General features: G+C 42.3%; 23 protein-coding genes and 1 pseudogene. 9 read left to right on the top strand and 15 right to left on the bottom strand.

Features of this window, described 5'->3' with window-relative positions; genetic code table 11:
- Positions 1-262 precede the first annotated feature (262 nt).
- Complete coding sequence (locus ACXJY6_RS01110) at positions 263-1,057, bottom strand: putative hydro-lyase (RefSeq protein ID WP_456051280.1); 795 nt, start codon at positions 1,055-1,057, stop codon at positions 263-265.
- Between the two features lie 156 nt (positions 1,058-1,213).
- On the opposite strand from ACXJY6_RS01110, the gene ACXJY6_RS01105 reads away from it, so the two are divergent.
- Positions 1,214-2,116 carry a LysR family transcriptional regulator gene (locus ACXJY6_RS01105; protein WP_456051279.1) on the top strand — a complete coding sequence of 301 codons (903 nt, stop codon included), beginning with the start codon at positions 1,214-1,216 and terminating at the stop codon, positions 2,114-2,116.
- A 30-nt stretch (positions 2,117-2,146) separates the two neighbouring features.
- On the opposite strand, the gene ACXJY6_RS01100 is transcribed toward ACXJY6_RS01105, so the two are convergent.
- Positions 2,147-3,043, bottom strand: coding sequence for a LysR family transcriptional regulator (locus tag ACXJY6_RS01100; RefSeq protein WP_458766926.1), 897 nt, complete (start codon positions 3,041-3,043; stop codon positions 2,147-2,149).
- Between the two features lie 264 nt (positions 3,044-3,307).
- Between ACXJY6_RS01100 and ACXJY6_RS01095 the strand changes: the two genes are divergently transcribed.
- The 3 genes from ACXJY6_RS01095 to ACXJY6_RS01085 all read left to right on the top strand — a co-directional run bounded on the left by ACXJY6_RS01095 (position 3,308) and on the right by ACXJY6_RS01085 (position 6,459).
- Positions 3,308-4,363: a TRAP transporter substrate-binding protein gene (locus ACXJY6_RS01095; protein ID WP_458766924.1), complete on the top strand. Its 1,056-nt coding sequence runs from the start codon at positions 3,308-3,310 to the stop codon at positions 4,361-4,363.
- Positions 4,364-4,469: 106 nt separating this feature from the next.
- Complete coding sequence (locus tag ACXJY6_RS01090) at positions 4,470-5,060, top strand: TRAP transporter small permease subunit (protein WP_456051276.1); 591 nt, start codon at positions 4,470-4,472, stop codon at positions 5,058-5,060.
- Positions 5,061-5,136: 76 nt separating this feature from the next.
- Positions 5,137-6,459, top strand: coding sequence for a TRAP transporter large permease (locus ACXJY6_RS01085; protein ID WP_458766922.1), 1,323 nt, complete (start codon positions 5,137-5,139; stop codon positions 6,457-6,459).
- Positions 6,460-6,709: 250 nt separating this feature from the next.
- Here the strand turns inward: ACXJY6_RS01085 and ACXJY6_RS01080 are convergent, their stop codons facing one another.
- Positions 6,710-7,288 (bottom strand): TetR/AcrR family transcriptional regulator, encoded by a 579-nt coding sequence (locus tag ACXJY6_RS01080; protein WP_458766921.1) that lies wholly within the window; start codon positions 7,286-7,288, stop codon positions 6,710-6,712.
- A gap of 162 nt (positions 7,289-7,450) precedes the next feature.
- Between ACXJY6_RS01080 and ACXJY6_RS01075 the strand changes: the two genes are divergently transcribed.
- Positions 7,451-8,479: an SDR family oxidoreductase gene (locus ACXJY6_RS01075; protein WP_458766919.1), complete on the top strand. Its 1,029-nt coding sequence runs from the start codon at positions 7,451-7,453 to the stop codon at positions 8,477-8,479.
- A 180-nt stretch (positions 8,480-8,659) separates the two neighbouring features.
- On the opposite strand, the pseudogene ACXJY6_RS01070 reads toward ACXJY6_RS01075, so the two are convergent.
- The 3 genes and pseudogenes from ACXJY6_RS01070 to ACXJY6_RS01060 all read right to left on the bottom strand — a co-directional run.
- Positions 8,660-8,842, bottom strand: a pseudogene (locus tag ACXJY6_RS01070) (DDE-type integrase/transposase/recombinase); the annotation flags it as partial.
- 176 nt (positions 8,843-9,018) lie between these two features.
- Entirely contained in the window at positions 9,019-9,567 is a 549-nt protein-coding gene (locus ACXJY6_RS01065) for a hypothetical protein (protein WP_458766917.1), read from the bottom strand.
- 311 nt (positions 9,568-9,878) lie between these two features.
- On the bottom strand, positions 9,879-10,154 hold the full coding sequence (locus ACXJY6_RS01060) for a transposase (RefSeq protein ID WP_458766915.1): 276 nt from the start codon (positions 10,152-10,154) through the stop codon (positions 9,879-9,881).
- A 215-nt stretch (positions 10,155-10,369) separates the two neighbouring features.
- Here ACXJY6_RS01060 and ACXJY6_RS01055 point away from each other — a divergent pair, with 215 nt between their 5' ends.
- Positions 10,370-11,512 carry a PQQ-dependent sugar dehydrogenase gene (locus ACXJY6_RS01055; protein ID WP_458766913.1) on the top strand — a complete coding sequence of 381 codons (1,143 nt, stop codon included), beginning with the start codon at positions 10,370-10,372 and terminating at the stop codon, positions 11,510-11,512.
- A 293-nt stretch (positions 11,513-11,805) separates the two neighbouring features.
- Positions 11,806-12,750 carry a ribosome biogenesis GTPase YlqF gene (gene ylqF / locus ACXJY6_RS01050; RefSeq protein WP_456051269.1) on the top strand — a complete coding sequence of 315 codons (945 nt, stop codon included), beginning with the start codon at positions 11,806-11,808 and terminating at the stop codon, positions 12,748-12,750.
- A gap of 128 nt (positions 12,751-12,878) precedes the next feature.
- Here the strand turns inward: ylqF and ACXJY6_RS01045 are convergent, their stop codons facing one another.
- On the bottom strand, positions 12,879-13,862 hold the full coding sequence (locus ACXJY6_RS01045) for a CobW family GTP-binding protein (RefSeq protein WP_458766911.1): 984 nt from the start codon (positions 13,860-13,862) through the stop codon (positions 12,879-12,881).
- A gap of 485 nt (positions 13,863-14,347) precedes the next feature.
- On the opposite strand from ACXJY6_RS01045, the gene clcA reads away from it, so the two are divergent.
- Complete coding sequence (gene clcA / locus ACXJY6_RS01040) at positions 14,348-15,781, top strand: H(+)/Cl(-) exchange transporter ClcA (protein WP_456051267.1); 1,434 nt, start codon at positions 14,348-14,350, stop codon at positions 15,779-15,781.
- 86 nt (positions 15,782-15,867) lie between these two features.
- Here the strand turns inward: clcA and ACXJY6_RS01035 are convergent, their stop codons facing one another.
- The 8 genes from ACXJY6_RS01035 to rsxA all read right to left on the bottom strand — a co-directional run bounded on the left by ACXJY6_RS01035 (position 15,868) and on the right by rsxA (position 22,104).
- Positions 15,868-16,404, bottom strand: coding sequence for a flavodoxin (locus tag ACXJY6_RS01035; RefSeq protein ID WP_456051266.1), 537 nt, complete (start codon positions 16,402-16,404; stop codon positions 15,868-15,870).
- 176 nt (positions 16,405-16,580) lie between these two features.
- Positions 16,581-16,829 carry an RnfH family protein gene (locus ACXJY6_RS01030; RefSeq protein WP_458766909.1) on the bottom strand — a complete coding sequence of 83 codons (249 nt, stop codon included), beginning with the start codon at positions 16,827-16,829 and terminating at the stop codon, positions 16,581-16,583.
- Positions 16,826-17,530, bottom strand: coding sequence for an electron transport complex subunit E (locus ACXJY6_RS01025; protein WP_458766907.1), 705 nt, complete (start codon positions 17,528-17,530; stop codon positions 16,826-16,828). The genes ACXJY6_RS01030 and ACXJY6_RS01025 overlap by 4 nt, the downstream gene beginning before the upstream one ends.
- Positions 17,505-18,131, bottom strand: a complete 627-nt coding sequence (locus ACXJY6_RS01020) for an RnfABCDGE type electron transport complex subunit G (protein WP_456051263.1) — start codon at positions 18,129-18,131, stop codon at positions 17,505-17,507. Before ACXJY6_RS01020 ends, ACXJY6_RS01025 begins: the two co-directional genes overlap by 26 nt.
- A gap of 2 nt (positions 18,132-18,133) precedes the next feature.
- Complete coding sequence (locus ACXJY6_RS01015; protein ID WP_458766906.1) at positions 18,134-19,129, bottom strand: RnfABCDGE type electron transport complex subunit D; 996 nt, start codon at positions 19,127-19,129, stop codon at positions 18,134-18,136.
- Positions 19,122-20,969 carry an electron transport complex subunit RsxC gene (gene rsxC, locus ACXJY6_RS01010; RefSeq protein WP_458766904.1) on the bottom strand — a complete coding sequence of 616 codons (1,848 nt, stop codon included), beginning with the start codon at positions 20,967-20,969 and terminating at the stop codon, positions 19,122-19,124. The genes ACXJY6_RS01015 and rsxC overlap by 8 nt, the downstream gene beginning before the upstream one ends.
- Positions 20,970-20,980: 11 nt before the next feature.
- Positions 20,981-21,514 (bottom strand): RnfABCDGE type electron transport complex subunit B, encoded by a 534-nt coding sequence (locus tag ACXJY6_RS01005; RefSeq protein WP_456051260.1) that lies wholly within the window; start codon positions 21,512-21,514, stop codon positions 20,981-20,983.
- A gap of 14 nt (positions 21,515-21,528) precedes the next feature.
- Positions 21,529-22,104: an electron transport complex subunit RsxA gene (gene rsxA / locus ACXJY6_RS01000; RefSeq protein ID WP_456051259.1), complete on the bottom strand. Its 576-nt coding sequence runs from the start codon at positions 22,102-22,104 to the stop codon at positions 21,529-21,531.
- A gap of 299 nt (positions 22,105-22,403) precedes the next feature.
- Here rsxA and nifL point away from each other — a divergent pair, with 299 nt between their 5' ends.
- Positions 22,404-23,933 (top strand): nitrogen fixation negative regulator NifL, encoded by a 1,530-nt coding sequence (nifL, locus tag ACXJY6_RS00995; RefSeq protein WP_458766902.1) that lies wholly within the window; start codon positions 22,404-22,406, stop codon positions 23,931-23,933.
- Position 23,934 lies beyond the last annotated feature (1 nt).

The raw sequence follows: 23,934 nt of genomic DNA, 5'->3' as shown, positions 1-23,934 counted from the left end.
AGATCGGTCTGTAGTGTGCAATTTCCGTTCTTTTTTTCATCATCTTCTGAACAACTGATAATGTCCAATTATCATTTTCTTTGTTATCTTATAAAAAAAATTTATCAGCTTATGCTATTTCACATAGCAAAAAACGTAGAGACACAACAAAAACTCACTTGGTATTCATTGATACTATTGTGTTCCCGATACTCAATAAAGTGAGAATGTGGCGCTATAGCTCATATCGGCATCCATATTTGCCCCCCCTATCGCGTCACGTTTACAAAAATGCAAACTCACTGTTAAGCCGGTCGGTGATCAGCATCTTACCCGGAGCATGAGTAATACAAAAAGGAGGTTTGCTGGCTCGCATCACGTTTTGGGGCGTCACGCCACACGCCCAAAAGACTGGTACTTCGCCTGGCTCTATTTCGACGCTGTCACCATAGTCGGGGGAGTTAATATCAGTGATCCCAATAGTTTCTGGTTGGCCAAAATGTACAGGCGCACCATGGGCTTTAGGAAACCGAGTCGTAACTTGGATAGCGCGAATCGCATCCGAAGGTACAAATGGCCGCATCGACACCACCATATTGCCATGGAATCGCCCAGCCGAATGACAAGCAATATTGGTATCATACATCGATACATTGCAGTTTTGCTCAATGTTACGAATACGTAATCCTGTTTGAGTCATCGCATCTTCGAAAGAAAATGAGCACCCCAACACGAACACGACTAAGTCATTTCGCCAATGATTATCTAAATCTGACACACTGCACGAAAATTCACCATCACAGAAAACATGATACTCAGGTACATCACGAGTAATATCAATATCTAACCCTATTTCCGATAAGCGCTTGCTACCCGCTTCTGTCATTCCTATTAATGGGCAGGCAATTGGGTTTCGCTGACAAAAAAGTAGAAACTCATTCGCCCATGCCTCTGGAAGAATGACCAAGTTGGCTTGCAGATAAGATTTAGCGAGACCGCTGGTATATCCGGTGTAGTTGTTGTCACGTATCCGTAGACGTAATTCTGCAAGCGATAATTTAGATATCGGCTGAGACATTTAAACACTCCTTTGCAACCATATTATTCACACTAATTAACAATACGGTTTATAGGCATAATGTCTATTCTTGAATTTTTAGGTATATTGATAAAAATAATTTATCACCTTATAGAATTACCGTGTATACGGCATTGTAGAATTGAGGAGAGCACTATGCTGAACCTAAAACAGCTCGAAACATTTGTCTGGATCGCGAACCTAGGTAGCTTTCGACTTGCTGCAGAACATTTATGTACCACGCAACCCGCTATTTCTACGCGCATTTCTAATCTTGAACAGACGTTGAATACACCATTATTTCATCGTGATAAAAACTCAATAACACTGACCGCGAAAGGCAGAGAACTACTACCGCTAGCAGAAAACATACTCAATAGCACCACACAGCTTTGCTATAAGGCCAATGCCGCCTCTGCACTCTCAGGATTGCTACGAATAGGCGTATCTGAAACAATTGTGCATACTTGGCTACCTCAGTTTCTCGCCTCCATCAACGAAACGTATCCAGAGGTAGAGGTAGAATTGATCGTAGATCTCACCGTTAACCTAAGTAAAGAGCTGTTAGCACACAATATAGATATCGCGATTTTACTTGGCCCGGTTTCCGAACCTTCGGTTGTTAATCACGTAATTTGTGAATACCCGCTTTACTGGGTCGGTAGCCCAATGCTTGGGTTAAGTAAAACCTGTTCTACTCAAGAGTTCACCCAGTGGCCAATGATCACGTACGCGAGAAACTCAGCACCTTATCAGGAAATCAATCATTACTTTTCCAAGTCAACGAGCGAACCGTTCCGGTTTTACGCGGTCAGCTCACTATCAGCAAGCGTAAAACTGGCGGAAAGCGGGGTCGGTATTGCCTCCCTGCCGAAGGAGGTTATTCAACAGCAACTTGACGAAGGGCTATTAATCGTTATCGAAACAGAGTGGACGCCCAAACCATTAACCTTCACCGCCTCTTATATTCTGACTCCTGATAATCTCCTCATAGAAAAGGTGGTGAGTTTAGCGTTTAACATTGTACAAATAGTTGAAAAAAGTAAAAACGTTGAATAAGCAAGTCACTTAACATACATCAGATATGCGTTACTTGAAGGATCCTTTGGAATGCACCTTTGATACCGCAACCATGATATCGATAATTTGTGTATTTAAATCACTCGATGTTTTTTGCCAGCTCGCGAATAGTTTTAAGCGTTCAGGCGTGTCAGGACAATTAATAACTGCCAGTTGGTCACTTTCTAGGTCTTCAGTAATTGCTGCTAAAGGCAACGTTGCAATGCCTAATTTATTTTGTACCAGTTTGCTAATAATGGAAATAGACGTAACACAATGGATCTGAGAAGGTTTCGTATTTACTTTTTCAAATAATGAAATAGTGGATAAATGAGGCTGAGACCCTCGGGTAAACGTAATGACTTGATATTTTCCTAATTCAGCTAAAGTAACGGCCCGTTTCGCTAACTCATTATTGGCACAACAAACCCAAACAATTTCGAGCGATTCTAACTCTGTATTGATAACGGTCTCATCAAGTATAGGTTCAGCTTGAATAATGATATCCAAGGCGCCTTTAGCGAAAAGAGCATGGAGTTGAAAACTTGGCTCAGCCGTCAACTCCAGTTCAATTTTAGGATAGGTTTCACGTAGTTGTGCTAGAAAATCATCTAACCAAGTATGAACCACTGACTCGATGAACCCAATACGCAAACGCCTAGTGGTATCGAGATTATTGTCCATTGTATGTTGTAACGATTGCGTCGCGTGTAATACCCGCTCTGCGCTATCTAACATTATTAGCCCTTTATCGGTTAGGCTAATGTCATTGTGCTTACGATCGAACAAGATACAGTTAAAATCCGTTTCTAATTGAGCAATTCGACTGGAGATAGTTGCTTGAGACACATAAAGTTTTTCTGCCGCCGCTCTGAAGCTTTTTAGTCTTGCCACCCAAACAAAAGCTTCAATAAACTTGGTATTCATTCCACTTACTCTCTAAATGATTGTTGTCATTATTTTTATTCAATTTTCAACGATTCATAATTTTTAATTTCAGCTTAACATTGCGTCAACTTTAAAGTATTTATTCTAAAATATTTCTTATTTTAATTTTTCGTGTACTCATAAAAAATAGTGTTCACTGTTGATTACTTTATATTGTTTGTCAAATTAGTAGATAAAACTTACTGTTTTTATTAGGAGAAAAAGTTCTAAGCAAAATAAAAATAAATCAGGGAGTTTTTACACATGAAAGGAATCAAAACCTTATTACTTATGGGACTTACCGTTAGCATATTTGTTCCTAGTGCTTTCGCCGCCGACAGTCCAATCAAATGGAAAATGGCTGAAACGTGGCCAGCAAATTTTCCAATATATGGGGAAGCAACTAAAGAGTTTGCGAAAAAGGTTAATGAGATGTCTGATGGACGTTTAGTTATTTCAATTGACTCGGCAAACAAGCACAAGGCACCTTTAGGCATCTTTGATTTTGTTAAATCTGGACAATATCAAATGGGCCATTCTGCTTCTTATTATTGGAAAGGAAAAGACATCAACACCTTGTTCTTTACCACAATGCCTTTTGGAATGATTTCTGCTGAACGCGCGGCATGGTTCCAGTACGGCGGTGGCGCTGAGCTAGCAAAAAAAGTATACGATCAGCATGGAATGACCCAATACCCTGCTGGTGCAGGCAGTCAAATGGGTGGTTGGTTTAAAAAAGAGATAAATAGTGTTGATGATCTTCAAGGGTTAAAAATGCGTATTCCTGGTTTCGCAGGCGAAGTGCTTGCTGAAGTCGGAGCTGCTGTTACCAACATCGCACCTGGAGAGCTTTATACTTCTCTTGAACGCAACACTATAGATGCTTTGGAATGGGTTGGTCCTTCATTTGATCTACGCATGGGTTTCCATAAAATTGCCCCGTATTACTATACTGGCTGGCACGAGCCGGGTTCAGAAATTCAATTCCTAGTCAACAATGCAGCCTTCGACAAACTTCCAGCCGATTTGCAAAGCATTGTCAAAACCGCAATACGCGAGTCTGCCGCGAGCGTGACCAATCACGTGTATCATGAGAACGGTAAAAACTGGGCAATCATGAAGAAAGATTACCCAAATATTGAAATAAAAACATTCCCTCCTGAAGTTATGTCCACTTTAAGAGCTGCTAACGAAAAACTCGTTAACCAACTGGAAGAAAAAGGTGGATTAACCGCTGAAATCATTCAGTCTCAGAGAGCATATCGAAAACAAGTTCGTGAATGGACAAATATTTCTGATAAAGCGTACTTAAACAACTAACTTCCATTTTTATTTTAGCCCTCTTATTCGTAAGAGGGCTTTTTAAAAATAGCTATCGTAATTCTTTTGTTTCCATTTACATATTCAACCTTTTAAGAATTAAATTATGCTGCTCAAAATAGAGAATTTGATTAATAGACTCTTAGATATAATCGGCGTCATCGCAGGTGTATTTCTACTCCTTCTGGTATTAATCATCTCTTACAACGTGATAGATCGATATGTATTTAGCTCATCTTCAGTCGCGCTAGAAGAACTAGCATGGCATTTTTATTCAAGTGTCTTTCTTCTTGGAATGTCTTACGCGCTAAGAACAGAGTCTCATGTTCGAGTGGATGTCTTTTTCGAAAACCTTTCAGGTCGCACTCAAGCTATTATTGATATTATTGGGACTCTCGTCTTTTTATTGCCGATGAATTTTATTGTCATTTATTATGGCTGGGACTTTATGGCTCAGGCCTATAGCTTGGGTGAACATAGCGATAGTTTCCCCGGATTAGTCTCTCAGTTGTTCACTACTGGTATTGGCGAAGGGACCTCTAATCCAGGTGGTTTACCTAATCGATTTATCATTAAAGGGCTCATCCCTCTATCGTTCGTGTTATTGGCGCTCAGTAGTATCGGGTTTTTAGTCAAAAAAATTAATGTGTTATTAAATATCGATACAGAAGATGCTTGCAAAGCATCGGTCCGGTGAGTCATACCATCTGATCCTATTCAATTCTCCATGTAACAAACATAGATAATAAAACCATTATTGTTAAGGTACTAAAATGATAGGTGCTTCTTTATTCTTGATAGCATTAGTATTGCTGTTATTAGGCTTTCCAGTTGCTTTTACATTTGCTGGCGTAGGCATTCTCTTCGTCGTGTTATTTGCCGACACTAGTCAACTTGCGCAGATTCCATACCGTATCTATGCCAACATGGGTGACAATGGTGCTGGAATAGTCTTGATGGCGATTCCACTGTTTATTCTTATGGGGTTAATATTACAGCGAACCAAATTAGCTGAGCAATTACTGGAATCGATGGGCCGTTTATTCGGTTCAGTAAGAGGTGGAATTGCAATATCAACGATTCTTGTTGGCTCACTATTAGCGGCATCGACGGGCGTTGTCGGTGCAAGTGTCGTTGCGATGGGATTGATTTCAATGCCAGTGATGATGCGTTATGGATACAGCAAATCCTTATCGGCAGGTACAATTTGCGCAGCAGGAACATTAGGGCAATTGATTCCACCTTCTATCGTATTGATCATTCTCGGAGATGTTCTTAACATTCCCGTTGGCGATCTATTTAGAGCCGCAATCAAGCCAGGCTTAGTATTAATCGGCTGCTATATCGCCTACATCGTTATCGTTTGTTTAATCAAACCAGAAATCGCCCCACCAATACCACTCGAAGACGAAACCTCGTCTAAATCGGATATTATTTTCGATGCACTAAAGGCTGTAGTGCCGCCTTTGCTACTGATTCTTGTCGTCCTAGGGTCCATTTTTTATGGTGTCGCAACGCCAACGGAATCATCTGCATTGGGCTGCCTAGGAGCTGTAACATTAGCGTTAATCTATCGAAAGTTTTCATTTGAAATGCTTTGGGAGAGCACACTAGAAACAGTAAAAATCACAGCGATGGTGTTCGCTGTCATTATTGGCGCTTCCATCTTCTCTATGGGCTTTGCTTATACAGGAGGTGAAGAGGAAGTTGGTGAGTTATTACTTAACATTCCAGGTGAAAAATGGGGATTTTTGATATTCACCATGGTACTTATTATGTTTCTCGGCTTCTTTCTCGACTATATTGAAATATCTTATATTGTCTTGCCGTTAATTTATGTAGTCGTCGAGGTTTTACAAATTAATACGATTTGGTTCGCAATATTAGTCGCAATGAATTTACAAACATCCTTCTTAACCCCTCCTTTTGGTTTTGCACTTTTCTATCTCAGAGGTGTGGCTCCCGAGGGTGTTAAAACATCCGATATTTATCGCGGTGTTATTCCATTCATTTTAATTCAAATAGGCGTTGTTTTATCGATACTAATTTTTCCAGAGATTTTTGGATTATCAGCTGAGGCACCTACATTATGGTAGTTTCAGAGATGAATATTTGAATAGCCACTGGTTTTTATCATTAAAAATTCACGAGAGAGAAAGTTGAGGGTTAGCGAGTCGAATATAACGAGTTTCACCCTCATTCATCACTGCAAAATTAAACGTCGATCCAGTTTCGCGGCCGACATCAGGAAGCCGGAAATTTCTAACTTTAGGGTACTTTAGTTTTTGGTAGGGACTTATCTTCAGTGTGATGAAGAGGAGTCTATCAAGTCAGTGGCTATTCAGTTTATTTTTGTAAACCTTGCCAGAAAACAGTTAAGAATAGATCAAGTTGTTGATCTAACTCTTCCAGAGAATTACTCGCATTTTTTATACCGTCCACGCTTCGTAATATAATTTTTGCCGCATCCGTGACTTCTACATTTAACCTTTTAAGATCAATTTCATGCTCAGCTACCGCCTTGTCTAATACACAAACGATTTTATTAAAAAGTTGCATCTCAAAGTTCATCATTAACTCCGGCGCTAGCTTTTTAGATAAAGTGAGTAACTCTTTTCCGTTAGGTTTCAAAAAAATAGGACCAAATAACACCTGTTCCATATCTTTTATTCCATGCAACAAACATTCAAAATTATCTTCTGAATGATGAAATCCTTGTATTGCTGCTTGCTCACCCATATTAAGGGTGTGCTCAACTAAGGCTAAAAATACAGCCTCTTTATTTTTATAATATTGATATAACGCAGGACGAGAAATATCTAATGCATCAGCAATATCTTGCATTGACGTTTTTTTGTAACCATAGGTGCCAAACACCTCTGTTGCCGCTTGCAGTATTTGGTACTTCTTCTCTTCAATATCCATTTTATAAAAACACTTCTTTAGTCAAAGGCACATGAAATGAATGATCATTTGTGCAAAAAACAATCTTGACATAAATTACAAATATTGTCACTATGTCTTTTCTGACGTTATATGTAATTTATGTCAGACCAAAATCTAACTAATTTACATATGAGGCAAATCATGCAAGAGCAAAACAAAGAAACAGTCGTTGTAACCGGAGTCACTGGTTTTTTAGGCAGCCACACGGCAATTAAATTATTGAAACAGGGTTTTAATGTTAAAGGTACATTACGTTCATTAAAGCGCTCATCTGAGATTGAAAAAATAATCTTAGATCAGGTGGGTGAAACTCAAGGGACTCTTAGTTTTGTTGAGTGTGACTTATCAAAAGACCAAGGCTGGAACGAGGCCATGGAAGGTGCAGATTATGCTATTCATACCGCATCTCCTTTCCTGTCGTATGTACCAAAAGATGAAAATGAAATTATAAAGCCAGCAATAGAAGGCACATTACGTGTATTAAAAGCGGCAAAAAACAATGGTATTAAGCGTGTTGTATTAACTTCATCTATCGCATCTGTATTGTACGGTAATGAAAATGTGCAACAAACAGAAGAGTGTTGGACCGATCCAAATGACGAAAGAGTCACTCCGTATTATAAATCTAAAACATTAGCAGAAAGAGCGGCGTGGGATTTTGCTAATGAAACAGGATTAGAATTGTCGGTTATCAACCCGGGTATTATTTTAGGTCCCGTATTGGAATCTGACTACGGTACTTCTGCAGAAGTAATCATTAAATTGATGGATAAATCGTTACCTGCCATTCCACAAATTGGTTTTACTGTTTCAGATGTTAGAGATGTGGCACAAGCACATATTTTAGCAATGCAATCACCAAATGCAGCGAAAGAAAGGTACATTGCAGCAAGCAAATTTATGTGGATGAGCGATATAGCAGAAGTATTAAGAAAGCAATTCCCTGATCATAAAATACCAAGCCGTTCACTACCAAATTGGTTAGTAAAAACCATGTCTTATTTCGACCCTGCATTAAAAACGGTCGTCAAAGATTTAGGCTTTAAACATAATATGAGTAATGCAAAAGCAAAGCAGCAATTAAACTGGAGTCAGCGTCCTGAAGAGGAAACTATTTTCGACACTGCACAAAGCTTAATTAAGCAAGGTGCTATTAAATTACAAAAGTAACTTAGAATTATTAAATAAAAACCATACAACACTTGAATACAACTAATATATCTAGTTGAGTATGGTTTAAGTATTTAAGTGATCTTCACCCGATAAAATGGATACCTTTCAATTTTCAATTTTCAATTTTCTGCTAATTCAAATTCAAAAGGTGTTTTATATCCTAGGCTTGAATAGGATCTGCTTTTTAATCGCCAGAGTTAAAGCTTTTATCGTGAGTTCTGTCGTTTTATTTTTACCAAGTGCCCAACCAATTATTCGACGTGAATATGGGTCAATAACAACCGCTAAATAATGCCATTGAGCGCCCACTTTTGGGTACGTTATATCACCAGACCATTGATGATTTATAGCCGTCGGCTTCACATTTAAGCGCATGAAACACACGCGGAGAAGGCAGCACAACACAAAGAAGCAAAAAACAATGCTAAGCCCCCATCAAATCCAATCGTACAATTTACTATAAAGAGTGACTTCGGGCTTGTTCAACACCCAGATAAGATGCCGACTGCGCGACATCTATCCTTATTTGTTATGTTTTATAGGTCGATAACCTTGTATTCTATATATGCACTCATCCCATTTGGACTTTTTACGTGAGAAACTAAATATTCTGAATATCCAGTTTTTTGAAAAAATGCATAACTGTCTATTTCTGCATTAATCTCAAATTTTTCATTTTCTTTATATTTATTATAGTTATCTATTACGTCTCTAGATGACCCATCAATTATTTCTCTTTGAGTAATATGAAGCTGATTTTTCTCACTAAAATAAGTGTAAGTTATAATGTAGAGTCTATTTTCATCAACGACGTTTAAGTCGAATATCCGTGTTTTAGAGTCTTTAAATTTACTAGAAGCCAATGTTGAATTAGTATGCCAATTTGCATACCAATCTTTGTTCAGTGAGTGCTTAAATGTTGAATAAAGCTTATCTTTGCTACTTTTGGTTAGCCCAACCAATCCAAGTTCCTTAATTATGGTGTCTAATACCTGTTGCTTGTCTGAGCTAATAGTGGCTGACTCACTAATTGCCATTGCATTAAACGACATCGCAATACAAATTAATAAAATCAGTTTTTTCATAGTTACTACTCCATAGTTTGATTAAAAATATAACAGTTAAGTATTTATCCGTTGTCGAAGCACAATGGATAAATACCTTGTTGGACTTGGCCGCTTCTTCTAAGGATTTTACTTTTCTAGCTTATGTTCCCCTAACCGCCATCTAATAGGCTGTTTCCGACCAAAATGCCCAACACTCTTGTTTTATCCTAACGCATTTTAAATGCGTTAATGCACCAGTTTCATATGTTTTTTAAGCTTCATGCAGCATTATACCTCGCTGACTTACAACGATTTTTTCGTCTATCTGTACCTTGTATCGCCTGAGAGTTTTATCTCAGTCGCTCTGAGGTTTCTCTCATTGGAGGCCGTAAATGCAACGCAAACATCACTAACTCAGCAGATCCACAATAAGGGCAAGTCGGCGGTAACTTCTCTTCATTACGTTTTATCAGCAATAATGGTATTGATAATGACACTCTAATTAATTCCACTGACTTCACTCTTACCGCATTCGCCATAAAATCATAATATCGGATACACATAAATCCTTTCGGCAGTACATGCAGCAACAGCCGCCTCAGTAATTCACCAGCTCCACACACCATCGAGATCGTCTGGTCATTTAGAGTTACTAACTACGCAACCGAGAAATATATTTTTACCCCAGGGTTTTCGCGTTAAAGTCACTTTAGAATAAACATTCACTTTCACTAACAATTTAAATGATTAATTCGTTGGAATATCGTTCCATATCGCTTAATTTTAGTGTCACATGCACACCGTTGAACCAAAGTCATTATCCCCTGATTTGGAGCTCATTATGCGAATTTCACCATCATTGGCAGGAAGCATACTTCTTTTGCTCTTCTCCACCAGCAATGTTGCCAGCACGACTATTCAATTTAAAAGTAATACTGGCACCGTGCTCCATGCCGAAGCACTCACAGACTTTAATGAGCCTTGGGCCATGACATTTATGCCAGATGGTAATCTTCTGATAACAGAGAAAGCGGGAAACCTAATACTGTTTTCACCCCATAATCACTCAAAAAAAACGATTAGCGGTGTGCCAAAGGTCGCCTACGCGGGGCAAGGTGGTTTAGGAGATATTATTCTTCATCCCGATTATTCAGAAAATAACTGGGTTTATCTATCCTACGCTGAACGAGATACGTCGGGAAAACAAGGCGCTGCAGTGGCACGGGCTCGTCTAAATTCGTCCTCACCAACCCCCAAATTGGAAGAGTTTGAGGTTATTTGGCAGCAAACTCCGAAAGTGAGTGGCAGCGGGCACTATTCTCATCGTCTGGCGTTCAGTCCTGATGGTAAGTTATTTATTACCTCTGGAGATAGACAGAAAAAAGACCCAGCACAGCGTTGGGATCAAAATCTAGGGAAAGTTATTCGCCTAAATGCCGACGGTACCGTACCACCAGATAACCCATTTCAGGATAAGGGCGAACTTGCCAAAAGCTTCTGGTCACTCGGTCATCGAAATCTACTGGGTATCGCTTTCGATAAACAAGGCCAGCTATGGACACACGAAATGGGACCAAGGCACGGTGATGAATTCAACTTAATTCAACCTGGAGATAACTATGGTTGGCCATTTGTTTCTTGGGGCGACAACTACACGTTTATTCCAATTCCAGATCATGATACTCGACCAGAATTTCATACTCCCGAGGCTTACTGGGTTCCCAGCATCGCTCCTTCTGGCCTAATCATTTACGATGGTGATTTGTTTTCAAACTGGCAAGGTAGCGCCTTAATTGGTGGATTGGTCTCTCAGTCATTAGTGCGAGTTAACATTGAGCAAAATAAAGCCGAAGAGGTCGAGCGTTTCGACATGGGTAAGCGAATACGCGAAGTGGAACAAGGTCCCAACGGAGCCATTTGGGTTCTAGAGGACAGAGACGGCGGGCGACTACTTCGCTTAACACCAGAAAATATTAAAAAGTAGATGACTTGGTAAGCTCGAAACGCCACAACAAACTTGCGAAATGCATTGTTAATCTCATCTAAGCACACGCATCGAGCATAAGATGCGATTTGATTGACGAAGCTATATTCAGATATAGGCGAATAATTCATCAGGATTCCCAGTGACAGAAATGTTAGAATCCAGCGTAAATTCAAATTGGGCTAAAGCGGATATACATTTATCAAGTACGAAAGTGAACCAATATGTTCGCCATATCGTTCTCCATTTGTGTAAGTCCAATTATTAAAAATATTTAAGGCTATAAAAATCAGATGATTAACAACAATATTCAATGGTTCCCGGGCCACATGCACAAGGCTCGCAAGGAAATTGAAGAAGTCATCCCGCAGATCGATGTCATCATCGAAGTGCTTGATGCTCGGATCCCGTTTAGTAGCGAAAACCCAATGATTGCCCAACTGCGTGGCGATAAGCCGGTGGTGAAAGTACTCAACAAGCGTGATTTAGCCGATCCTGAAATGACTGAGTTGTGGATTGAGCATTTGGAGAAAGAGCAAGGTGTGCGCGCAATGGCAATCACCACACAAAATACCAGCGAAGTTCAGACCATACTTGAACTGTGCCGTAAACTCGCCCCCCACCGTGAAGAAATTGGTAAAAACATTCGTACCATGATTATGGGGATTCCGAATGTCGGTAAATCGACCATTATCAATATTCTCGCAGGACGCCAAATTGCCGAAACTGGAAACCAACCAGCGGTGACACGTCGCCAGCAACGGATTAACCTGCAAAATGGTATCGTGCTGTCGGACACACCTGGAATCTTATGGCCCAAAGTAGAAAACCCTCACAGCGGCTTTCGTCTTGCGGCAACCGGTGCAGTAAAAGATACGGCCATGGAATACGAAGAAGTGGCGTTTTATACGGTTGAATACCTTGGTAACAAATACCCAGACCGCCTAAAAGCACGCTACCAAATTACCGACGATCCTCAATCTGATATTGAATGGATAGAAGCCATCGGTCAGAAACGCGGCGCACTGCGTTCTGGCGGTCGAATCGACCTGCATAAAGCGTCTGAAATATTGCTGCATGAATTGCGTGGTGGCGTTCTTGGACAAATTACCTTAGAACATCCTGAAATGGTAACGGTCGAGTTAGTCGAAGTCGAAAAAGAAGCACTGCGTAAAGCCGAAGAACAGATTCAACGTAAAGAACAGCGCCGTAAGCGTTATCTTCGTAACAAACGCTAACTCTTACATCAAAGCTAGTTGTCACATCAAAGCTGGTTTTCACATAAAAAAAGTGCGGAAAGAATCTTCTCTCCGCACTTTTTTGTTTTAACGTTGTAAGGTTGTAATGAAAAGCAATGGCGACTTAATTACTCTTCAATTCCAGCCAGCTTAACCAAAATACCATTAAGCTGATCCCAAGGCATAAGCTGAGAATCAATCACTTCGATTCTCGACTCAAAACCTTCTAAGCTCATTTCGTTAACCGATACCACACCATTCGATACGTTAAAGGCGTAACACCCTTTTTCAGTATTGACGACCGCTTTAACTCGTTCTGCAGTGATATCGTTAAACAGTGAAAACACCGAATCAAAATCAAAGCTGATTTCGGCTCCAAACAACCAGCCACAACTGTAATAACCTTGGCCAACATTTTCACGACGCAAATACGCTTCACCTGGTGGCAATTCAAATTTCGGCTCTTGGCTAGCGTGGTGGTGATGAATGTCGCCTTCATCAGGTTCTTCAGTATGCGTGCGTGTAATATCGAGCACTTCGGTCGGAATACCGCCCTGTTTCACCAATTGATGAAAAATTTTTGATGGGTTTTGGTCTGTGATCCAATCGTTAAACACATCAATATCTGCGGCAGTAACTTGGTCGATTTTGTTACCAATAACCACATCAGCACAATCAAGTTGATCGATAAAGTTCTGATTGGTTGTGTACTTTGAATTGCTGAGGTTTCTCGGATCCACTAACGTAATCGTCGCTTTAAGATCAACATAAGGCTGATATTGCGATGAGGTTAGCAGTGCAATAATTTCTTTCGGATGACCAAGCCCAGTCGGTTCAATCAATAATCGATCTGGGTTCTGGCGTAGCAACGCAGTAATTGCGACCGAAGTCGGAACACCGACGGTACAACACATGCAGCCTCCGGGCACTTCTTTGATGATCGCTCCTTGATCTGCCATCATAGTGCCATCAATACCTATTTCGCCGAATTCATTAACTAAAACGGCCCAATGCTCATCGTTGGGTTTATTTTCAAGTAAGTTTAAAATTGCAGTGGTTTTACCGACACCTAAAAAGCCAGTAATAATATTTGCGGGGATTTTATCTACCATATTGAGCAACTCCTTGGTAAGAAGTACATCTTTATTACAAAGTATATCGTGTTTTAGGCTTAAATTGATGAGTTGATGTGTGAGGGTAAGGTTAAAACGCTAAAGACGCACTATTGCTAGCGCGTCTTTATTCCCCGGTGCTCATATCGTGAGCTTTGCGATCCAGTTGTAAATCTCTGGTCAGTGTTGGGGGTTTTTCTACTATCTGTTCATGTAACTAAATTACTGTTTCAAATTGTAGGTAAGGCTTCTATCCTCCGTAAGAAACGATTCATTTGCCTTACGCTTTAACTATGATACAGAATTAAAAATACACAAGGTTTATCGGCAGTTTTGTACGCTACTTCACAGTTTAAGTTCTGTTCAAATATGCAACTATTGCTAGGTGCAACTCAAAATTCCATTATTGTCTCTATAGTTAGTCTCAAAGATGCGTATAATTCACCCTCCAACTTCCCTAACACTTAAAAGAAGGCCAAACCTGAATGTCCAAGCGACAAAAATTTCGACCGTCTAGAATAGCCAGAATGCCCAAGGACGCCATTAATCAATTCCTCTCTAAAGATAAAACACCAGTTTCCGTTCTTTTACTGTCGGTCATCGTTGGCATCTTAGCCGGATTCGTCGGCACGATGTTTGAAATCGCAGTACACTTTGTCTCTGAGTCTCGTACCGATTGGTTACGTAGTGAGTTAGGTAATTTTCTTCCATTAGGTGTTGCAGCTTTTCTGATCAGTGCTGGGTTGGCCTTTATTGGTTACTATCTGGTTCACCGCTTTGCACCAGAAGCTGCGGGTTCAGGTATCCCGGAAATTGAAGGGGCAATGGATGGCATGCGACCAGTGCGTTGGTGGCGTGTACTTCCGGTAAAATTCTTTGGTGGTATGGGTGCGCTTGGGTCAGGTATGGTACTAGGTCGAGAAGGGCCAACGGTTCAAATGGGTGGAGCTATTGGTCGTATGGTATCGGATATTTTTCGCGTGAAAGATGAAGATTCTCGTCATTCCCTATTAGCATCGGGTGCGGCTGCGGGTTTAGCGGCTGCGTTTAATGCTCCACTTGCTGGAATCATGTTCGTGGTTGAGGAGATGCGTCCTCAATTTCGTTATTCGTTGATCTCGATAAAGGCCGTCATCATTTCCGCCGTGGGCGCAAACATCGTATTTCGTTTGATCAACGGTCAAGCGGCTGTGATCACCATGCCGCAGTACCCAACTCCAGAACTTGGCGCATTGTGGCTATTTTTATTACTCGGCATTCTATTTGGCATATTCGGAGTATTCTTCAACAAACTCGTGACCTTATCACAAGATATGTTTGTAAAAATTCATCGTCAAGAACGCGGGCGCTACCTATTTGTTGGTTCAATGCTGGGTGGATGTTTTGGTTTATTACTACTCTATATCCCAGAATTAACCGGTGGCGGTATTCATTTAATTCCAACGATTACCAATGGTGGTTACACTGCCCAAATATTACTCCTACTTTTCTTAGGAAGAATATTAACCACCTTGCTTTGTTTTGGTTCTGGTGCGCCGGGTGGGATCTTCGCACCGATGCTCGCTTTAGGAACACTATTTGGTTATGCATTTGGCTTAATCGCAGATAGCATGATGCCTGAGTTACAAATCGATCCGGGAATGTTTGCTATCGCTGGAATGGGAGCTTTGTTTTCAGCAACTGTACGAGCACCAATCACAGGTATTATTTTGGTTATTGAAATGACCGATAACTATAACTTAATCCTGCCATTGATTATCACGGCACTAGGCGCGGTTATCTTTGCGCAGTTATTGGGTGGTCAACCCATCTATACTCAGCTGTTACGTCGTAAAATACGTAATGAAAAACTGCATAAACAAGACCTACCTGAGCCTGAAGCAGTGATCGAAGAACAGAAAGAGAAACCTGCTGGCTAATTCATGTGCAGCTAAACCTCTTTGAAAACCCAGAAAAAAGCGGCCAGTGGCCGCTTTTTTTATAACTACTTTCCCATCACACTCCGTTACAGAGCCATTTCCAATTTAACTTGCTCTAACCAAGTAGAAAGACGCTCTTCTGTCATGCTTGATTGGTTATCTTTATCTAGGACAAGGCCAACAAATGCGTCGCCATCAACCGCATTCGACGCGCTAAATTCATAGCCGTCTAATGGCCAGCGACCCACCATTTCACAGCCGCAATTCGCCACGTAATCGTACAATTCGCCAAGACCATCAACAAATTCATTTGGATAATTTACTTGGTCGCCCATACCGTATAAAGCGACTTGCTTACCAGAAAGGTCTAGCTCCGCAAACTGAGGCAAGAACTCTAACCAACTCTCGGTACTACAATCACTCTCTATTCCGGGTAACTGACCCGTTGCGAGCGTTGGTGTGCCCATAATTAAACAATCGTAGCTTGCTAAGTCAGCCGCTTCTACCCGATTGATATTTTTAGGTTTATCGGCAACCTCATCACCTAATTGCTTTTGAATCATCTTAGCAACCTTACGTGTACTGCCCGTATCAGTACCAAAGAAAATCCCTACTTTAGCCATGGTTCACTCCTTGAAATTAATGTTCTTAATTTTTTACTGTTTTCACAATCAATATTGAGTTCTGTACTAGGTCTAAGTTGCAAACCCTGAGCCAAGCTCAACCTTTTGTTTTTTAAACAACTTTTAGAATGGCAAAAAGCCAAAACCGACAATTTGTCGTAAAGCCGACAATCCGATCAATCGTCGTCATCCGGGCGCCAGGTAATGGGACGGTAAATCTCAACTCGATCACCTTCTTTTAATGGTGCATCCAGCGAACTTACCTTGCCAAATATGCCTACTTTCTGCTCTTCAAGATTAATTGCGGGAAACATTTCCAAAATGGTGGAACCATGAATCGCGGAGAGCACCGTAGCATGTTCATCAAGGTTAACCGGAAGCCACACCTGTTCACTCGGTATGGCATAGACAACACTTACTTTCATGCTTTACCTCCTTCAGCCAATACTCCTGCTTTCTCCTTCGAGCGCTTGGTCGCTAATTCCCATTTCTGCTTAACCGCAAGAATAGCACCGAGCATTAAGAACCCGCCGGGAGGCAATATCACCAATAACATCCCACGATAATCTGGAATTACGGTTACCTCTAAAAATGAAAAGGAATCACCAAGTAGCAAGCTCGCGTTAGAAAACAGTGTACCGCTTCCAAGCACTTCACGTAGGCCACCTAAAAACGTCAAAAACCACGTAAAACCAAGCCCCATAAACAGCCCATCAACCAGTGATGGCATGACACTGTTTTTACTCGCAAAGGACTCAACACGGCCTAAAATTGCGCAGTTGGTGACGATCAATGGGATAAACAAACCAAGAACTTTATGCAGCGGATGAAGCCACGCATTTAAGATTGCATCGATTAATGTCACCAATGTCGCAATAATTATGACGTTAACGGGAATGCGCACCGCCTTACTAATGATGTCTTTGGATAACGACGCCAAGATATTTGAAAGCACCATGACCGCAGTTGAGGCGAGCCCTAATCCCAGTCCATTGGTCGCACTGCTGGTGACCGCCAACAATGGACACAAAGCTAATGACTGTTTGAGAACGATATTGTTGTTCCACACACCATTTTTTATGATGTCGGAATAGATCCCTTTATTTGCTTGAGATTGACGACTCATTCCCTGCCTCCTTGTCTTTCGCTAGAGCCAACATGGCTTGATGTACACCACGAACCACACTCCTTGGGGTTATCGTTGCACCGCTAAATTGGTCAAATTCTCCACCATCCTTCTTCACTGCCCACAATGGGGTGTTCGCGATTGAATGTTGATTGAAACTCAGTACCCAAGGGCTTTTGGCTAGTTCTATTTTGTCGCCTAAACCGGGGGTTTCCGTATGACTAATTATGCGAACTCCGGTGATTTCATCGGCCATATTCACTCCGACTAAAAAGACAATTTCGCCGCTATAACCGTCTTGCACACCTTTGATTACATGAGAAATTAGAACGTCTTTTGCATCACGAACCGGAAAAACCTGATAGACAGCACCTTCGAACTCAATATCGTGCCCCTGATTAAACACTTCATTGCTAAACGAAATCCCGTTAAGAACTTCATTTAGTAGCGCATTCTGATCTTCTGCAACACGCAGTTCGATAATCGGTCTGGTGGTCACTTCCGTCATGACCAGTAAAATAGCTGCTAGTCCGCACGTCGTTGCCAGCAGTCCGGTTTGATAGAATAATTTGTCTTTAACTAATTCGATCTTCGCTAACATGATTATTTCTCCACCGCTGAACGACTGCCGAAGATGTTCGGGCGCAAATAGTGATCAATAAGTGGACTGGCTGAATTCATAATTAACACGGCAAATGCCACTCCTTCCGGGTAACTGCCAAAGCAGCGAATTAACCAGATTAACAAGCCACACCCCGCGCCATAAACGAGTTGCCCCTTAATGCTGGTCGGTGATGTCACGAGATCGGTTGCAATATAAAACGCACCAAGCATCGCCCCTCCGCTAAGTACATGAGTCATCACTGGAAGGTAAAGTTCTGGAGCAATCGCGTGTGAAATGAGGGCCGGTATCGCAAGCCCTAGAAGAAAACTCACCGGAATGGCCCAGTGAATTAAACCTCGATAGATAAGAAACAGACCACCTGCCAAAATAAACAGCGAGCAAGTCTCACCCAGACTTCCCGACTGCTCGCCCAATAACAAATTCAGTAAATCAATGGGCTGAGTTCGCTCGCTACTTAACGAGGTCGCTGAAGTCACTCCATCAAATTGAAACCAAGCATCAGGAACCGTCACCAGATTATTGGCAAAATCGATCGGCGCTGGATTTGCCCAAGAGGTCATTTCAACGGGGAAGCAAACAATCATCATCACTCGCGCTAACATGGCAGGATTAAACAAGTTTTGCCCTAATCCTCCGTAAATATGCTTTCCGACGACAATCGCAAACACACAGCCAAACGCCGTGATCCACAGAGGTAATGTTGGCGGTAAACTCATCGCTAACAATAAACCGGTGAGCATGGCTGAACCGTCCATACACGCGACAGTCCGCTTTTTCATTAACGCTAGACAAGTCCATTCAGTCAATATTGCGGATCCCATACCAACCAACAGAACCAATAAACTGTTCATGCCAAATTGATAAACCCCAAACATGGCCGCCGGTAACAGCGTCAGAATCACGGTGTACATAATCCTGACACTGTTATTGTCATTGTGCGCAAACGGCCCAATCGAGGATTCGTATTTAATCATGGGTCACCTCCGTGACTTTTTCTTCTTTATCTGTTGATTTCACAGGGCGAGCCGGCCTCGCTGGACGTGCAGGCCTAGCCGGAGCAACAGACGTTGGTGCTACCATTTCGGATTGCGCAGTATCACTTGATGGCACTCTCTGAGGACGCTGTGGACGTGCTGGTCTTTCTGGTTTATCCGCAGTCGAACTCACGTCAGTCAATGTCGGACGTACAGGGCGACTAGGGCGAGCAGGACGCTCTGGTGCGGCACTGGGCTCTACGGCTACCGGACTGACTCGGGTTGGACGTTGTGGTCTAGTCGACTCAATGGCATTTGCTTGTCGACGTGCTGGTCGAGCAGGTGCACCATTTGCATTTGCTTGATTTCTTACGGGTCGAGATGGAGCTGCACCTCGAGCTGGGCGCTGAGCTTTAGCCTCACGAGCTTTACGCGCAGCTTCGGCTTCCTTGTCTAAACGGAACTTTCTCGCCTCAGTTAATGCTTTTGCGGTTGCCGATTTTTTCTCTTTAAGGTTATTTGCATTGATAGAACCTTTCGCGTGCATAAAAAACTGCACCAATGGGATATGCGAAGGACAGACGTAACTGCACGCACCACACGACAGGCAACTTAATACACCAAGATCTTCCGCTTTCTTAAATTCATTGACTCGCGTTTGCGCTGCAATTTGAAATGGCATCAAACCCATTGGGCAAGCACGAACACATTGACCACATCGAATACACTCTTGATGCTTAATCTCTGATACGACTTCGTCTTCGGTTAAAGCGAGTAATCCACCAACGGTTTTATCAATGGGCACATGTGGAGAGCACACCACCTGCCCCATCATTGGGCCACCAAAAATAAGTCGCTCTGTGTGATTATTCAAGCCACCACAGTATGCAATAACGTCACTAACCGGTGTTCCAACCGGTACTTCGACATTGCGCGCTTCTGTGATCCCTTGTCCAGAGACGGTGACAATACGCGTGGTTAACGGGTGCTGAAAACGTACCGCATGATAGACAGCACGAGCGGTTGCAATATTGTTCACCAAGATACCAATTTGAGTCGACAATCCACCCGGCGGAACCTCGACTCCAGTGACCGTTTTAATCATGTGTTTTTCCGATCCCATTGGATAAACACTGGGGACGAGTTTTACCTCTATGGATTCATCTTGATTGGCTGCAAGTGCCATCTGCTCATAGGCTTCTCGTTTGTTATCTTCAATCCCAACAATGGCAAGCGATGCACCTGATGCTTTCATCATGATCTTGATTCCAGCAATCACTTCTGAAGCATAGGTTTGCATGGTCAAATCATCACAGGTCAAATAAGGCTCACATTCTCCGCCATTAATCACCAAGGTATGAACCGCAGCTTGGCGGGCAAAACGTAACTTGGCGGCAGTTGGAAACCCTGCGCCACCCAAACCGACAATTCCAGCCTCACTAATGCGTTCAATTAACTCATCGGCTTCCAATGCATTAATATTTTCTGCTCGGCTTATTTTGCCCCACGACTGATCTTGATTGGCACGAATCACCACGGTTTCGCACTTCAGTTTGGAAGGGTGAGCGGTAATATGATCGGTTATCGCCGTGACAATGCCATTCACGGGAGAATGGACAGGCGCCACCATATTACTGCGCCCGACCGCGATTTTTTGTCCTCGTTTGACCACATCCCCCGTACTAACCAATGACTTTAAACGAGCACCATTTCGAAGCTGTAACCCCAGATAAACGTTGCGAGGCCAAAATCCGGTGTCGATCTCTTTGTTGTTACTGAGCTCTTTGTACGCCTTAGGGTGAATCCCACCACTAAATGGCCGCTTTAGTAGACTTAACATTTTCATCACTCCTATACCGCAACCGGTTGCTTTGGTTTAGGCCAGAACCAAGTAGTGCTATCGGCTTCAATTTCCACGATATCGAGACATTTTTGTGGGCAGACCTGGCTACACAATTGACATCCAGTACAAACATCTTTGATTACGGTGTGCATCTGCTTAGGCGCACCAACAATCGCATCGAATGGGCACGCTTTAAAACAGCGACCGCACCCTGAACAATTCTCTTCGGCTATACTCGCGACAAACTGTTTGTCCTCTTCATTCATTTCGACAGACACGCCCAACATGTCGGCTACTGCGACCGCAAGACTGTTTCCACCTGGCGGACAGCAAGTAGGACTCAGCGTTCCTTCGACCATTTTTTCTGCAGCGGCACGACAGCCCGCTTCTCCGCATTGACCACATTGACCACCGGGTAATAGCGCTTCGATTTTGTCAGCTAGGGGGTTACTTTCCACTTGAAATACAATCGCGGCATAACCGAGAACCAAACCGAGAAATGCCCCCATAAGTACGAAAAAAAGAAGTGATGTAATAAGCATGTTCGATTCCTCCATTAGATCATTCCCGAAAAGCCCATAAAGGCCATTGATAGAATTCCTGCCGTGACAAACGCAATTGGCGTTCCTTCAAATGCCTCCGGCACGCGACTTAATGACAATTGACCCCGAAGCCCTGCAAATAAGGTAATGACAATTAAGAATCCAAACGCCGACCCGACGCTAAACATGATGGTATTAAAAAATGACAGGTCATCTTGCACGGCCAATAGCGCAACGCCGAGAACGGCACAATTGGTGGTAATTAGAGGAAGGAATACGCCTAATGACTGGTATAGCGCTGGAAAGGCTTTTCGAACGTAGAGTTCAGTAAATTGAACTACCGCGGCAATAATTAATATAAAGGCGATAATCCGCATAAATTCCAGCCCGAGCGGTCGTAGAATCGTAAACTCGATAATCCATGTACTCACCGCCGCGAGTGTTAAAACAAACGTCGTCGCAATCCCCATGCCGACTGCGCTATCGATTTTGCTCGATACCCCCATAAAGGGACATAAGCCCAAAAACTTTGCCAATACCACATTATTTACAAACGAAGCACTGAGTAAGATTAATAACCCTTCAGACATACATTTCATCCTTGAAAATGATTTTTTAGGACATTCTGCATTAGGTGTGCCATCACGGGGCGATGCACTAAATTTGGCCACTTAATCCCTTATCAGGGCTGCACATTTTTAGTTTTTTATTCTCTTTATTTATATTGTCGGCTTTGCGACAAAACGAACAAATTTAAGCAACTGCTCAAGTTTTGTCCTAAATCAAACAAACTTTGTGTGACAAGGGCTTACGGGGTAATTGCATGGGTATTGGAATAAGAAATGCATAGTGGTGCATTACAGGAAGTAAAATGGCTAGGAAGGCATTTATGGCACAATTAGACACACTCATTGGCAATGAGAATACCGCAGTTTTCGGACTTGGTGCATTTGAACAGATTGTACTTAATGCGCCAGTCGCAATTAGTATTACCGACAGCACCGGACAGATACTCTTTGTGAATCAGATGTTCTCTGATATCACCGAGTACAGCGGCGAAGAGATCATTGGCTGTCACTCTTCAATATTATCGTATAAAGCCACCCCGCGGAACGTTTACCAAACTCTTTGGGAGACCATTAGTTCAGGTCAACATTGGCAAGGGCAATTGGTCAACAAGAAGAAATCGGGAACACCTTATATTGCCGATATATCGATTTCTCGCTTCACCAACAATGAAGGTGAACACTGTTACTACGCCATACAAAAAGACATCACTGAACAACACAAAGTCCAAACGCATCAAGAAAACCAATTTACGATGTTTCAAGCGGTGCTTAACGCAGCCCCCATCGCCATCGCATTAGCTGACGAACACAATAACGTTCTCTTTAATAACGATCGCTTTGCAAAGCTCCAGCAAAGCATCAATGAAGCGCCGGTTGACCTTCTGTTAAAAAATATCCAAATGGAATCTAAGTTTAGATCTATCCACGAGTTTATGGGGAATAAGCTCCAGAAATACAAAGGAATCCACATCGATAACCATGGCCCGGTTCGCGAACGTTGGCTCGACTATATCTTGGTGAAAATTCCGGTTTCCGACACCACAGCCGAGACCTACTTTAAGCCTAATGATGGCTTCTATACGGTGATTGCAATCACTGACCGCACTCGCGAAAAAATGCTAGTCGAAGAACGAAGAATTAATGCGATGAAGTTATTAACGCGCGACAACAAGTACGTTCACGCGATGCAAGAAGCGCTGATGGCGACACTGCACCAACTGCAAGGCCCGTTCAATATGATTGAGTCCGCCGTGAACATCCTCAAGCAAACCAATAATTCTTGCCCCGGTTTGATCGCTATGGATGAAGCCATGGGCAATGCGGTCAGTGCTATGGATGAAATTAAGCAAGCGATACCAGAACGAAATGGCGAGGCCTTCCAACCTGTCAATCTCAATCAGATTATTCGAGATGTCACCTCTATCACCACGGATGATCTGCTCTTTTCATCGACCAAGCTCGATCTCCTACTTTCTAATCGACTCTCTGTTATCAACGGTATGCCGCATCGCTTGGTTTTAGCACTGAAGCAACTTATCGACAATGCCATTGATTCCATTCAATCGTCAAAGGCGAGCGAGCGGATTATCACCATATCATCCATTGAACGGGATTCTGAGATCAACATTATCGTTGAAGACAGTGGTATCGGTATCGATGAAGCCATCCGATTGAAGATATTCCAACCCTTTTATAGCTCAAAGCCTAAACATCAATCTGGCTGCCGCGGTATTGGGTTGTCCATCGTACAACAAGTTCTCAATGAGCACTCTGCAACCATTGCAATAGAAGAGAGCGAACGACTTGGTGGCGCAAAAATTTGCTTAACTTTCCCAAACAGTAACTGGTGAG

This window comes from Vibrio phycocola (genome assembly GCF_054404255.1).
Note: the sequence above shows the minus strand (reverse complement) of the source record. Positions and strands in the feature narration are given on the sequence as shown.